The organism is Brevibacterium sp. FME17 (genome assembly GCF_014897515.1).
In the GTDB taxonomy this organism is placed as follows: domain Bacteria; phylum Actinomycetota; class Actinomycetes; order Actinomycetales; family Brevibacteriaceae; genus Brevibacterium.
The window spans coordinates 18,807-32,288 of record NZ_JABUYD010000001.1 but is presented as its reverse complement, the minus strand read 5'-3'; the positions used below and the strand labels follow the sequence as shown (position 1 = coordinate 32,288).

Here is a 13,482-nt window from a genome sequence, read left to right as displayed (position 1 = left end):
GGTCAATCGCTCGAGCTTGCCCTGAACGGTGGCCGCTGCACGTCCGGTTCGCTGGCGGCGAGTCCTTCCACGGTTACTTCGTAGCCGGCCAGATCGGCAGGAGGTCCCGGCTCGTCGCGGAAGAGCGTGCGTAGAGCCGTCAGGCGCTCGATGAACTCGGCTCTGTCCTCGGCGAAGATGACCAGTGGTTCTTCGTCTTCCTCGCCCGCGCCGATGGCCCGCACCGTGAAGCGCGAGGTGGTGAAGCTGGAGTCGTGGACGCCATGTCCGAGAATGTCGGCGGTGATGTTCTGACGTCGCAGCGTCGTCTCGAGGCGCTCGACGAGGTCGTGTTCTGCGGCCTGCACGCCGTCATCGAGGATCAGCGACTCACCAATCACCAGTGCCGTCGGGGCGTCTGGCTCATCAACGTGCCGGGCCTGACCGCCGAGACTGGAGACGACATCGACGACAGCCGGCGCGTCTTCGCGCCGGACCCTCATCGTCAGGATGATCACTGCCATGAGACCCAGGCTAGCCCGACCACCTGTCTCTGACGACTCCTGGACGGCGAGCGCATCGACGTTTGTGTCCATCGCGCGCCTTCCTTGAACGGAGGCCTCGTGCCGTGAGGGCTGGTGGGCCGGCGTTGGCGGGCCTATTCTGGATGGTGTGTGCCAGTTACGGTCTTGGAGGCGGCCCCTACCCGTTGGAGGGTGAGGAGCCGGAACTCGATCTGGCTCCGCTCGATGAGCAGGTGCCCGCCCAGCAGATCGCTGAGTGGATGCGCGAGCAGGGCCATACTGCGAAGATCACTGGGTCCCGGGCGCGCAATCTCAACCCGATCATCATCAGTTCCGGTGACCATCGGCGCGTCGAGCTCGCCTGGTGGTGGCTCCACTTCGGCGGCAAGCCTGCGAAGTTCTCAGCGTTCAATTCGCGTGCCGATGCCCTCACGCGTCGGTGGAAGGCGGGCCTACATCAGCGCGGTCTGGCCCCGGCCACGTGGTATGTCGAGAAGGGCCGCACCTTCGGCCTCGGTGGTCAGGCCTTCGGGATCGCTGCGATCACCACGACCGCGACCCAGCCCGACGGCTCCGAGCTGCTGACCTACTCCATCGTCACCCGTGAGGCCGTCGGCCCGGCGGCTAGTGTACACCCGCGGATGCCGTTGATCGTGCCCCGCGAGCTCGAGGCCGAATGGCTCTATCCCGGGATCCCCGGCGACGACGGGTTCATCGCCGATGTCGTGGCAGCCTCCGACGAGGTCAGCCACGCCGTCGAGATCGCCGATCCCCCGCAGGCCACAGCCACCCTGCTCTAAGGGCCTCGAACAGAGCCGTCCGAATGGGCCTGTGCTCATCGCGTTCTGACCTGCGTTGGGGCTGTAGGTGTGCTGTCCGGCAGCCGCCAGGACAGAAATGGAGTGACCATCATGCATACGGCTGACCCCTTCTCGCTTCGCCCCGACTGGCTCACCGAGCCCTGCCCGTCCTGGTGCTGCGGTGATCACCGCGGCCAGCACCACCCCGCCGACCGGGTCCACTTCAGCGAGGCCCGGCTCGTGCCCGTCATTGAACGCCTCCGCGCCCGTGACCCATCCAGCGGGGAAATCCAGGTCTACGCCAGTGCCTGTGATGCGGCACTGGTAGCCGTGCAGGCCGTAGGAGAGCGCGACGTGTGGGTCTCCATCGGGACCGAGGAACATCAGGTCGAAGTCAGCGTCGAGAGTATCCGGCGCCTGCGCGACCATCTCACAACGTTCCTCACCAGCCTCGGCCACGACTAAGCGCCCTCGCGTCGGGGCGCACCCGACTGACGCATACACAGTGGAGTGCGCCCCGACGTCGTGTCCCGGCACTCCCTGGGTCCATACCTTCCTCGTGCCGTCCCTCCCGCAATTCGTGGTGGGAATCAATCGTGCAGTGTTCCCGGAAGGAGCCCCTCGTGTCCCAGAACGATTCCGCCCTCGGCGTCCCGAACCCGCTCCCGCTCGTCCAGTCCCAACTCGACACCGGGTTGGACCGCCTCGATGCCGCCTCCACCACGCTCGCCCGCCAGCGCTCGGCCCTCGTCCTGCAAGGGGTGGCCTTGCGCATCGCGCAGGCCAGTCCTGACGCCGTCGACTTCACCATCGGCAAAGTCGACGACACCCGCTGGGAAATCCTGCGCCTGGCCGACGCTGAGGGCCACAATCTCCCCGTCGACCACGACCTGACTCGAGACGTGAACACGCTCTTGACCTCCGGGCCGGTAACCCCGGAACCGTCGATCCTGCCGGAGGCAGCGACAGAGCGCCATGACGCGATGGATGTGTGGGAGATCCCGGTGCAGCAGATGTGGCACCGCATCACCACCGAGAAGCCCACTGTCATCGATACTGATCAGCTCACCGATGCCGAGTTCACTGACGTCATCCAGGCCGCTCAGGACCAACTGGGCATGGTCGGTGTCGTGCGTACCAAGGACGACATCATCCAAGAGATCGTTGAGCGCCCCACGATCCGTGACGACATCTCCGCAGAGGACCTCGCCGTGGCCACGACCCTCGTGCATCGGAAGTACCGCGAGACCCAGGAACAATCCGGTGGCGCGTTCGACGAGGACTACGCGACCTTCTGCGACACCGTCAAAGAAGTCGCCGAGTACCTCGGACTGAGCACCGACACCGACCCTGCCAACGAAATCACCCGTACACCTCCCACGTTCGGCCCTGGACGCACCCCGCTGTCCTGAGTGCGAACCTCTCGAGCGTCCGCGGCTCCTCCAGGAGTTCAACGGTGCTCCCTGGCGTATCGACGCCGATCCCGACGGGAATACCCCGTTGTACGGGTGTGGGAAGATGCTCGAATGACGCACGAGTCCAGCGCGAATGACCACCAGCTCGACCAGCATCGCGATCCATCCGAGGCGGCCTTCGTCCGAGACTTGGCCGCCGGCGTGGCATCCCGCTACGGGGGCGACCTCATGCGGATGCGACGGGCCAACGGGTACTCGAATGCGACATGGGTCGGTGACGGCATCGCCGTGCGGATCGCGCATACGCCTATCGAGATGGCGCGCGAGGCCACCCTCGTACGTGCCCTGCCACCCGGAGTTGGGCACCCCGAACTCCTCGGAGAAGGCACAACTGAGGGCCACGGCTGGATCGTCACCAAAAAGGTTCGTGGCCGGAATCTGGGCGAGGCATGGCCGACGCTGACACCCGCGCAGCAGCGGCAGGCGGTCCACCAACTGTGGGATAGGACCCAGATCGTGCACGAAGCGACCCCGGCTCTGAAAACGCATGTCCGCTCACACGGCGGCTACGTCCCGGCAACCCTCGACGACGCAACCACGGCGGCTGCACGCGCGAACACCGCGCTAATGCTCTCCAAGACCCAGCGGTCGCGTCTCCACCACATTCTCCAGGGCTACTTCCAGGCAGCACCCCTGGTCCGCCAGGTCGTCAACCACGGCGACCTCGCCTTGATGAACGCCCTCTGGGAGGACGACGTCCTCGCCCTACTGGATTTCGAGTTCGCCGTGCTCGGTCCGCTCGAGATCGACCTCTGCCGGCTGGTGGTCGAAGCATGCGTGTCCGAAGACGGCCACCTTGTCGAGTCCGAAGCGGGCGAAGCCGCCGTCCAGATCGCGGCTGAACATATGAACCCGCTCCATGGTCGAACGCTCATCCACGGCGCCGCAGTCCTCGACCAGCTCCGCGACCTCGATATCTTCCTCACCCAAGACAGCGAGGAACCCATCGAAGACTGGCGTCCCTGCCGCTTGCTCACCGGCCTGCTCGAGCCCGAGGGCGGCTACCTCGCACCCCTGCTCAAGTAGCAGTCTCGTGCGTTGTGTCCTGATATGACTGGGGGGCGCGTGGAACTCGCCGTACCGGCGAACTACATCGCGGGTCGTCTGGCGGCAGGCATCTATCTAGTCCACGTCGCGCACGGCATACTGTGGAGATGGATACCGACAGCGCTCCTGTTCCCACAGTCCTGCACCTCAATGTTGAAGAAGTCATTGACGGCGCATGGGGTGCCGATCGCACTCTGCTGCCAGCTCTCTCCAGTGACGGGGACAGTCCACTCCCGGAAGAAGGCGACTTCCAGGCGGTCTATCGCCGCGTGTATGAGGACTTCGTCGGCCGATTCACGGAGACGGTCAATCGCCTCGCGCAGGAGGAAACACCCGTTCAGGAAGTGATCGTCGAGGCAGGTGACGTACTCCGGCCCTGGTATGAGGGACATAAGAGCAGCTCCAACGAGCCACTGTTCGCGAAGGCCCTGGCACTGACGCCACTGCCGACACGCGAAGACATTGAATCGATCTGAGGCGCAACCCACATAGGTCCGCTGGGAGAGGTCGGAGCGAAAGGCTTCCCGCTCTCCACCGGGCGATCCCGCTGCCTGATCTTTAACCTAAAGCAGTCTGCTCCGAGTATCGAACTTCTCCAGTTCCCCGGGCGTCATCTGATGCTGAACCAAGAAGGCGTGATCGCGAATCCGCCACAGACCCTGCCCGATCCCCAAGGAAGGCAGGAGGGAGCGTTCGGTTCCGGTGAGGCCGAGGGCGGTGGCTGCGCCGGCGAGCTGGTCGGATTCTTGCCGGTAGACGACTCTGACCTCGGCGTTGGCGAGGAGGCTGTTGGCCAGGCTGCGCATCGCCGAACCTTGATCGCCAACATTCTCCAGATCGCTGAGTTTGTGGAAGACCAGACAGTTGGAGATCCCGTAGTGGCGGGCGAGCCTCCAGTGACTGTCCATGCGCTTGAGCAGTGCCGGCTGGCTCATCAGCCGCCACCCCTCGTCATAGATGACCAGCCGCTGCCCACCGTCAGGGTCCAGTAGTGCGGATTCCATCCATGCGCTGGCACAGGTCATGAGCACCGCGATCGCCGAGGAGTTCTCCACCACGCGGGACAGATCCAGGCTCATCATCGGCAGTGAGGAGTCGAACGCGACCGTGCTGGGTCCGTCGAAGAGCCCGGCCAGATCACCGGCGACGAGGCGGCGCAGGGCGTGGCCGACGTGGCGGCCGTCGTCGACGGTGAGGTCTCCGAGTCGGTCGGGACCAGGATTGAGGATCCGGTCGACGACCAAGGGCAGCACCGGCACGGTGGCCTCGCGCACGGTCTCCTGGAGGGCGAAGTCGATCGCGGTGTGTTCCAGCGGGCTGAGGTGGCGTTCGAGGACGACTTCGGCCAGTGCTCCCAGCAGGTCCCGTCGACGGGCGCTGAGCAGGCTCGACCATTCCTCATCGCTGATGTCTTGGGGCCGGTGCCCCTCATCCAGCGGGTTCAGGCGGGTCATCATGCCGTGGCCGAGACGGATCGCTTTGCCGCCGACGGCCTCGGCGATTTCGCTGTGCTCACCTTTGGGGTCTCCGGGGAGGTAGACCCGGCGGCCCAGGGCGATCGAGCGGGTGTAGAGCGACTTGATCAACGCGCTCTTTCCGGCACCGACGATGCCTGCCAAGACGAGGTTGGGGGCGGTGATGAAGCCTTGTCGGTAGAGCTCGAAGGGGTCGAAGACGAACGCCGACCCGGAGTACATGTCTTGGCCGATGAACACGCCTTGGGCGGTCAGGCCGCCTTCGGCGAGGAAGGGGTAGGCGCCGCGGAGGACGGCGCTGGTGTCCTGGTGGGCGCGAGCGATGAAGGGTCGCGGGGTGCGCAGTGCGGCTGGGCCCTTCTCCCCGGATGCGGGCAGGTAGGTGGTCTCGCGGGCCTGCCGGTGTTCGGCCTCGGCTTCTTCTTTCTGTGCCTTGCGGCGGGCTGCGGCGTCTTCGGTCAGGCGGCGGGCGGTGGCGCGTTTGCGCGCTCGCCGGTCTTTCCGGGATTTCCGGGTCCCGGAGACCAGCTCGGTCGCGTGCAGTTTGCGCTGATCATCATCGTGCATCACAAGGGGGTCCTCTCGAGAACGTGGAGTGGTGGGTTTTAGAGGCCGCGGGCCAGTGGCAAGGCGGCAGCGGCGAACGCCGAGGCCTGCTGTCCCACGAGCCGTCTCGTTTCGCAGGAGGCTTGGACGGCGGCTTGTTCGAGCGCGGACACGGCGGTCTCGAGTTCTTCGGAGGTGTCTGCGGAGACGGCCAGCAGGCCGGTGAAGCGCAGGATCCCGTGCCCGGAGACGAGGTCGGCCTCTTGCTGGAGGACGTCGGAGAGTTCCGCGGACTGCTCAGCACCTTCGATCTGGCCGATGCGCTGACGCTGGGATCGGTCGGAGATGTGCTCGACCTTGCGCTTGCGCACATCCCGGGCGGCGAGATCGGCGCGGATCGGATCGCACAGCAGCGTGAACGACCGGCGGATCCCGCTGGAGAGCAGCACCGGGGACAAGAAGCCCGGGAAGACTTGTGAGCGGGGCCATTCGCTGATCCAGAGCACCGCGTGCCAGGCGGAGTCCGAGCGCAGTCGATCCCAGGTTTCTTCGACGGCGACCGGGCCGGCGGTGGCGAGGTCCTGGCCGAGGTCGCCGGCCCGGTCGAGGGTCGCAGTCACGGCCGGGTCGTAGGCGGTGCGCAGCATGATGGCGAGCTCGCCCGGTGTGGCCCACTCACCGACGTGGAGGTCCGCGGCGCGCAGGGCCGTCGTCACGGTTCGCATTTCCTGGCGGAGCACTTCCGATGCTCCGCGTAGGCGACGACCGGCCGCGCGGATCTGACGAGCGGCGGCGTGCATGTCCAGGCTCACCGACAAGGTCGAGACGTGCCGTTCCCCGGCGGGACCGGCGCGATCGATGAGCTGCTTGTAGGTCTCCGAGACCCAGGACCCGTCATCTCTGCCGTGCTCAGCCCACCACTGGGCCAGGCCCGACCCGGAATCGGGGATCGTGCGCTCGAGGACCTGCAGACGGGCGACCCGCCCGCTGCGGCACCCGGTGGCGAGGACGCGGCCCCAGGCCTGGACGCGGCGTTCTTGTTCGCCAGGGTCCAGAAGCACGAAGGACGGGTGGTGGATCTCAATGAGCGCCGTGAGAGTCTGGGCATGCGGGTCATGGACCATGACCGCGCCGGTGACCGGGTCGGTGTACTGCCGCAGGGAGGCCGCATCCCCGGGCAGTGCCAGCGTGCCGGCCGGGCGGGGACGGGTCACGCGGGCTCGGTACTTCCGCTGCCCGGTCAGGCTCCGCCACACCCAGATCGAGGCGACTGGTGCCCACTCGATGATCGGCCGTCCGGCGGCAGGAATGAAGGCGATCGCGATCGCGGGCACCCACACGATGGAGGCGTAGATCGCCCAGGCGCCACCGAGCATCATGCCGGTGATGAAGCTCGCGATCGCCACGGCCAGGCAAGCCAGTTGCGAGATCGACAGGCCCAGCAAAATGCCCCTCTTCGAAAGGCGGGAAAACTTCACCGGCGAGAGCTGTTGAGATCGGTCGGAGTCAGGTGGCGTAGCGGGCATGAGGACGGGTTTCCCTTCGCATCAAGCGCCGAGCACGACAGCGTGGGGAGCAGACCCTCGGGTGTGGGTCTGGCCCGCACGGATCGGTCCAGGTCGCCATGTCCTGTCGATGCCGTACGGGCCAGACCGCGGGGATCGTGCTCCACCTCCTTTCGCTCGGCTGAGGTCACCGCGTCGCAGGGGGTTCCGCCTTCGGCGGTTTCGGCTGCTCCTGCGCGGGCGGCTGGGCGCCCTGCTGCGGTGCAGGTGAGGTATGTGCCCCTCCCGGCGCAGCACTCGGCGGCGCCGTCGCCCCGTCCGTGGCCGCCCCGGCCTGTCCCTCGGTCGCCCCGGCCACGGCTGCGCCGGTGGCGGGCCCGGCATCGGCGGCCTTCTTCGCCACCGCCAGGCCCGCGCCCACCGCAATCCCGGCAGGCCCCGCGGCCGCACCAGCACCCGCGCCGGCAGCCGCGCCCGCTCCGGCGCCTCCGCCTGCTGCGCCACCGCCGGTGGTGGCAGCACCGCTTCCGGCTTGGGCCGTGCTGGCTGCCGGCTTCGCCCCGGCACCAGCCGGGCCTGCGGCACCCTCGTCGCCAGCGCCGGGGGTTGAGGGCGGTGACTGGGGCTTGCTACCGGCGGAGTCGCCGCTGTTCTTGTTGCCGTCGCCGGAGCCTTCGAGCACCCGACGGGGCGCATCAGCTTTCGGCGCGTGCGGGACCGGCAGCGGCCGGTTCATCGCCTGCTTCGCGTCCTGCTCGGTAGCTGCGAGGTGATACATATCCGCGCCCGCGAACGCCAAGAGTTTGTACGCCAAGTACGGGGCGAACGCGGCGGTGAACATCAGCACGATGCCCGCGATCGGGTCCGAGATCGCTGAGATGTCCATGTCGATCGGGGCGTTGACCTGCGTGATCGCGACCAAGAAGATCAGCACCACGATCAGCTTGGAAAAGATCAGCGCGACGACGAACGTCAACCACTTCGCGAACCACCCCTTGGTGACATCCCACCCGGCGCCGGCGAGCGCGATCGGGCCGAGAACGACGCAGACGAGGATGAGTGCCTTGCGCACGAGCAGGCTGAACCACACGATGATCGCCCCGGAGATCGCGAGGAAGGACAAGAAGATCGTCACCAACGCCGCCACGCCCGGTGCGCCCATGTTCAGCGCCGCCAGCCCGGCAACGAGGGCGGCAATCTTGACGCCCATCTCCTCCAAGGTCGTGCCGGTGGCCTGGATGATGCCCATGGAGAGCTGGTCGACTATCTCGAGGAGGATCACGGTGATCGTCACGAGCACGAATGAGCCCACGATGCTCTTGGCCATGCCCGTGGCCGCTCTGGCCAGTGCACCGGGCTCGCGGCGGATGAGGCTCCCGATCAGCTGCAGGCAGAAGAACGCGAACGTGATCAGCACGGCGATGCCGAAAATCACGTTGTATACCTGCAGGTAGGCCGGGTCCAGAAGATCGACCAGGGTCGTGGTGTGGAAGACGGCCCAGACGCCTTCGAAAAGCCATGCCGCAGTGTTCGCCGAGGCGGCGGCCAGCCAGGTGAACGGCATCGTCACCAGTTCAGCGATGCCGTCGCCGAAGATGTCGTCGACGCCGTCACAGACGGAGCTGATGATGGGGACTTCGCAGATCTCGTTGCTCACCGGATTCCTCCTTCCCGAACTGGCACGGTCAGGACACGGACTGGCCGACGTTCCAGAAGAACGCGATGAGAGTGACGGCGGCGCCCGTTATGACAGCGGCGGCGCAGGAGACGAGCACCCCGATCTTTCCGCGCGAGGCCAGCGTGGGATTCGAGCTGTTCGCACCGAAGCCCCAGACCACGGCACTGATCAGCAGTGCGAGGACCGAGAGGATCAGCGCGATCGTCATCACGGCGCCGACGATGTCGCGCAGGGCGGCGATACCGGGCAGGCCGTTGTCGTTGGGGGTGACGTCGATGTTCAGTGGCACCAGGACCGGTGCCAGGGCCATGGCAGTCTCTTGCAGCATGAGGGGCTCCTTCACAGGCAGAGATGCCCACGCCGGTCGTGGGCTCACTCCTGCAGGTGCGGGGCCCTCCCGGACCCTCCACTCGCCGCCGTAATGGGCCCAGCCGCCACAGGCCCGCGTCTTGGAGGCATGCTCGTCGAGCAGCTGCGCGGATTGTCGCTGGGTGAAGTCGACGACAGCGCTGGGACGCTGCATCTGGCTCGGTGCGCTGACGTCCGTGTGGCGCCCGCCCCAGGCTGGGGCGGGCGCCACATGAACTGGCGGAGTCCGCCGGTCTCGCAGCGATCCGCTATCGCACCGGCAGCGCCGTTCGCTGGCAGGTCAGCATCACTGGGAGCCGAGTCCTCGGTTCCTGCCAGTCAGGGTCAGCGGTCGAAGAGGGTGCGGCGGATGCTCGAGGAGGTTTCGGCGCGACTGGCCCCGCTGATGCCCGAGGTCGGGGTAGCACGCTCGGCCGGCTGAGCCTCGATGCTCTCTGCCGGGAGTCCCTCAGCGTCCTTCGCGGCTCCGATCTTGCGCAGTAGGTCGAAGGTCGACTGCATGTACGGGATCGTTTCGGGGATCGCGTTTTCCTTGAAGGCGGTGATCATCGCCTCGGCTTCTGCGGAGAACGAGGTGCCGTTGCGACGCGCGTTCTTCTCGGCGGTGTCGATGTCGATCAGCGCCTCGACGAAGGCGTCGGCAGGCTCGAAGTCCCCGAAGTCCCGTGCCGCGTATTCGTGCAGAGCCTGCACCTCGTCTCGCAGCTCCGGCGAGACGGCCGAGTAGTAGTTGCAGCCGCCGCGCCCGTCGTTTTCGACATCGACGACGTGCCTGCCGTTCCGATGGATCTCCGCGGTGAAGGCCCCGGTGCGCAGCTCCGCGACCTCGGCGACCGCGTATCCGCCCGTGTGCTCGGTGATGTCCATGGTGTACTCCCTTGCTCGATGGATGACTTCTCTCTCGAGGTATGCGCGCACAACGACAGGGTCGTGCCGCTACCGGCTCACTTCGAGTGGCTGCAGGGCCAACGTCGGTGCGCACCCGCGCTGCAGTTGAGGGTCAGAGGGTGGGGCCAAGGTCGATGAGGAAGTTCATCCAGGCCACGCCCGCACCCGCGAGTGCGGCGACGCCGAGGCTGACGAGCACACCAATCCGTCCGGTCTGGGCGAGGCGGTAGTTGCCGTTACCCGCGCCGAGTGCCCAGAGGATCGCCGAGACCAGCAGCGAGAGGACGGCGGCGACGAGCACGATCGTCAGCAGTGCCCCGAGGACCTCGAGGATGAGGTCTCGGCCTCCGATGGCATCGAAGTCCGGGAAGACCGTGGCAAGCAGACGTGGCATAGAGTGGGCTCCTGAGGGGTCGGCGGATCCTTCAGGTGCGTCCGGCCACCGCGTCACTGGCAGCCTCCGGGAGGCTGCGGGTCGCTCGGGGCCTCACCCGATGCGAGATCGTGTTCTTCCAGCCAGGGTTCGGGATCGATCGGTTCCGCTTGCGCCCCGCCGGGATGGACCTGCAGGTGCAGATGCGGGCCAGTGGAGTGGCCGGAGGAGCCGACATCGGCGATGTGATCGCCGGCCTTCACCTGGTCGCCCGCCTCGACGTGGATGCCGTGTTCCCACATGTGCACGTACATCGTCGCCACAGCCTCACCGTCGATGGTGTGCTCGATGATGACCGTGCCCGAGGTACCGCCGGACATGTGCGCGGTCACGACCTTTCCGTCGGCGAGCGCGGAGATCGGGGTGCCATCTTCTGCGGCGTAGTCGACGCCGCCGTGCAGGCGGGATTCTCCGGTGATCGGGTCGGTGCGGGGCCCGAACCCACTCGTGCGGGTGTAGGTGCCCTCGGGCAGGGGGAAGACGAGCCGTTCCGTCTCTGGCACGTCACCACCGGAGCCCCCGCCACCATTGCCGCCGTTGTTGGCGTTGTCGGTGAGGGTGGTCAGGATCTTCTCGGCGACGGGCTCGTAGTTGGTGTACCGGTCCGGATGAGCGGAGACTTCGACGGCCTGGGCGGCTTCGCCGCGGTCCATGTCCTCCCAGCCGGGAATGTCGAGCAGGCCGCGCGGCGAGGGGTGGTTCGGTCCGGTTTCGCCGCCGAAGAACGCTTCGACTTGGTAGTCGACGTCCATGAGTTCTTCGACCGTGCCCCACCCGGATTGCGGGCGCATCTGGAACAGGCCGAGACTGTCGTGATCGGCACCTTCGCCGTCGTTGGGCATGTCCCCGGATTCGGGGTAGGCAGCACTGTTGGCGAGCTGTTTGAGGTTTGACTCGGTGAGCGCGGCCATGAGCGCGATGATCACCGCGTTGTCGTCGATGCCCTCGATTTCGCTGCCGCCGGTGATGATCGAGCTGGCCCGCTCGAGCTGGGTGCGTCCCAGCGTGATGGTCTCCCCGTTCTTCGTCTCCGCGGTCAGCTCATCCGGGACGGGTCCGACGTTGAGGCCCTCTCGTGAGCAGGTGCCCTGGAACAGGAGCGCGGGGCTGGCGAGGAGGCCCACGCTCATGGTCGCCCCGAATGGGGCGAGGAGGATCAGGCAGGCGACGACGGCGAGTGTCTTCTTCATCCGGCAACCCCTGCCTGGTTACTGGAGGGCTTCGCCGGGCACGGACAGGCGCAGCAGGGCGCACTGCTCGGTCCGTGGCGGGCAGGCCAGGAACATCGTGAACTCCACCGGATGCGCGCTCTCAACCGCGTCGCCGACCCACACGCCGTCGCGGAGCCGGGTGGCGTGGACGGTGTAGGCGATCGTGCCCTCTTCGAGTGCCGGACCGCCGGCGGCCAGCGCGTCCTCCCACTCGCCGGGCACGGCCAGGGTATCGATGTCGATGCGTTGGCGCGTCTGGTACTCCTGCAGCTTGGTCCAGGTCGCCTCGTCGGGCAGGTAGTTGTCGAGGTCGGAGATCAGGCCCGGGGTTTCCAGTCCGGTGGGATCGGCGGCCTCGATCAGTCGCATCCGATGGTCTTCGACATCGAGCAGGCTGTGCGTGTCCCAGTTGAACAGCGCCTCGGTCACGGCCTGGGCGAACTCGTCGGGGTCGTCGGTGGCCGGCAGCGGCTCGAGCGTCGTGGCCGGTTCCGGCGTCGACTGCCCGCCTGCTCCCGGTGACGGTGTCTGGGTTGCGATCGGGCGGGGCGCCTGCCGGGTGGGCTCGGGCGGTCCGGTGATGAGCCCGTAGACGCCGACACCGATCATGAGGAGCATGACGAGGCCGGCGGCGATGAGGATGATGCGGCGGGCCCAGCGCCGCGGCGGGGCTGAGTTGTCAGGCACCAGGGGCCTCCCTTCCAGAGGGGACGCGACGAAGCAGGTCACGCCTCAGGTACGACACCCCTCCGGCACACGCGCTGCTGGTTAGCGGGTCAGGCCCTCCGTGCCCGGGGTCTGGGTGCCGTGCCGGAGGTGAAGGGGTGTGAGTCCTTCGATCTCGCCGCGGGCGACACGGTCGGCGCACTGCTGGGCCCAGGTCCGGGCGCGGTCGATGAGCCGGTCGATATCGGCCGGTGTCGTCGCGCCCTCAGCAACCAGTTGGGCACTCGTGGTGCCGTCGGGTTGGGGCACCATCTGGTAGTCGACCCAGGTCCAGCCGATAGGTGTACGGTCCGGGTCTTCCCAGTCGGTGCCGCGTTCGTAGCGCTCTTCGACTGCGAAATGTGAGCCGTCCCGCTCATACGGCAGGAACACGAAGTGGCCGGGATCGAACGCGAACGGGTCGCCTTCGTTGTAGTACCAGACGTCGTCGGCGAACTCCTTGCCGAGTGCGTCGAGCCCGTCGCCGAGACGCATCATCTGCCGGCTGCGGTATTCCGGGTCGAGGCTGGCGCAGGCCATGAGGGCGGGTGGGGCTGGCTCGTTGGCGCCGTAGACGGCCAGGTAGTCCTCGCCGTGCTGGTGGATGTGCATCTCGTAGCCGCTATCGGTGGGCATGAGGTAGACGGTGGCCAGGCTGGTGCCGTCGTCGAGGTCGAAGTCCACGCGTCCGAAATCACCGTCTTCGGCCGGCCTGGCCCGCCCTTCGGGGCTGGTCGTCTGCCCGTGGACCCAGACGTGTGGTTCCAGACGTGCACCGGTGTCATAGGGTGTCAGCTTGCCCATCGTGTCTCTCCCATCCACCCCTGCCGATCACGGGGGCTCGTGT

The 13,482-nt window shown here is 67.1% G+C and carries 15 protein-coding genes; 5 read left to right on the top strand and 10 right to left on the bottom strand.

Annotated elements, in window-relative coordinates:
- Positions 1 to 2: 2 nt before the first annotated feature.
- The gene (locus tag INT40_RS00165) at positions 3 to 575 is read right to left on the bottom strand and encodes a hypothetical protein (protein ID WP_096157097.1); all 573 of its coding nucleotides are present in this window, start codon (positions 573 to 575) and stop codon (positions 3 to 5) included.
- A gap of 71 nt (positions 576 to 646) precedes the next feature.
- Here INT40_RS00165 and INT40_RS00160 point away from each other — a divergent pair, with 71 nt between their 5' ends.
- The 5 genes from INT40_RS00160 (at position 647) to INT40_RS00140 (ending at position 4,301) form a co-directional block, all read left to right on the top strand.
- A complete protein-coding gene (locus INT40_RS00160) occupies positions 647 to 1,303 on the top strand; it encodes an SOS response-associated peptidase family protein (protein WP_226830479.1) in 657 nt (218 codons plus the stop codon).
- Positions 1,304 to 1,414: 111 nt separating this feature from the next.
- A complete protein-coding gene (locus INT40_RS00155; protein WP_133066620.1) occupies positions 1,415 to 1,768 on the top strand; it encodes a DUF6907 domain-containing protein in 354 nt (117 codons plus the stop codon).
- 158 nt (positions 1,769 to 1,926) lie between these two features.
- On the top strand, positions 1,927 to 2,715 hold the full coding sequence (locus INT40_RS00150; RefSeq protein WP_135448481.1) for a hypothetical protein: 789 nt from the start codon (positions 1,927 to 1,929) through the stop codon (positions 2,713 to 2,715).
- Positions 2,716 to 2,829: 114 nt separating this feature from the next.
- Entirely contained in the window at positions 2,830 to 3,804 is a 975-nt protein-coding gene (locus INT40_RS00145) for a phosphotransferase family protein (protein WP_096157100.1), read from the top strand.
- A gap of 128 nt (positions 3,805 to 3,932) precedes the next feature.
- Positions 3,933 to 4,301, top strand: a complete 369-nt coding sequence (locus tag INT40_RS00140) for a hypothetical protein (RefSeq protein WP_096157101.1) — start codon at positions 3,933 to 3,935, stop codon at positions 4,299 to 4,301.
- An 87-nt stretch (positions 4,302 to 4,388) separates the two neighbouring features.
- Here INT40_RS00140 and INT40_RS00135 read toward each other — a convergent pair whose 3' ends face one another.
- The 9 genes from INT40_RS00135 to INT40_RS00095 form a co-directional block, all read right to left on the bottom strand.
- On the bottom strand, positions 4,389 to 5,867 hold the full coding sequence (locus tag INT40_RS00135; RefSeq protein ID WP_135448425.1) for an ATP-binding protein: 1,479 nt from the start codon (positions 5,865 to 5,867) through the stop codon (positions 4,389 to 4,391).
- A 38-nt stretch (positions 5,868 to 5,905) separates the two neighbouring features.
- On the bottom strand, positions 5,906 to 7,372 hold the full coding sequence (locus INT40_RS00130; RefSeq protein WP_193095228.1) for an SCO6880 family protein: 1,467 nt from the start codon (positions 7,370 to 7,372) through the stop codon (positions 5,906 to 5,908).
- Between the two features lie 166 nt (positions 7,373 to 7,538).
- Entirely contained in the window at positions 7,539 to 9,008 is a 1,470-nt protein-coding gene (locus tag INT40_RS00125) for a conjugal transfer protein TrbL (RefSeq protein ID WP_319021906.1), read from the bottom strand.
- Between the two features lie 28 nt (positions 9,009 to 9,036).
- On the bottom strand, positions 9,037 to 9,339 hold the full coding sequence (locus tag INT40_RS00120) for a DUF6112 family protein (RefSeq protein WP_413463543.1): 303 nt from the start codon (positions 9,337 to 9,339) through the stop codon (positions 9,037 to 9,039).
- Between the two features lie 383 nt (positions 9,340 to 9,722).
- Positions 9,723 to 10,265, bottom strand: a complete 543-nt coding sequence (locus tag INT40_RS00115) for a hypothetical protein (protein WP_193095227.1) — start codon at positions 10,263 to 10,265, stop codon at positions 9,723 to 9,725.
- Positions 10,266 to 10,398: 133 nt separating this feature from the next.
- Positions 10,399 to 10,680 carry a DUF6112 family protein gene (locus INT40_RS00110; protein WP_193095226.1) on the bottom strand — a complete coding sequence of 94 codons (282 nt, stop codon included), beginning with the start codon at positions 10,678 to 10,680 and terminating at the stop codon, positions 10,399 to 10,401.
- Between the two features lie 53 nt (positions 10,681 to 10,733).
- Positions 10,734 to 11,909, bottom strand: a complete 1,176-nt coding sequence (locus INT40_RS00105; RefSeq protein WP_193095225.1) for a M23 family metallopeptidase — start codon at positions 11,907 to 11,909, stop codon at positions 10,734 to 10,736.
- Between the two features lie 18 nt (positions 11,910 to 11,927).
- Entirely contained in the window at positions 11,928 to 12,617 is a 690-nt protein-coding gene (locus INT40_RS00100) for a hypothetical protein (protein ID WP_193095224.1), read from the bottom strand.
- 81 nt (positions 12,618 to 12,698) lie between these two features.
- Positions 12,699 to 13,439, bottom strand: a complete 741-nt coding sequence (locus tag INT40_RS00095) for a hypothetical protein (RefSeq protein ID WP_193095223.1) — start codon at positions 13,437 to 13,439, stop codon at positions 12,699 to 12,701.
- Positions 13,440 to 13,482: the final 43 nt, after the last annotated feature.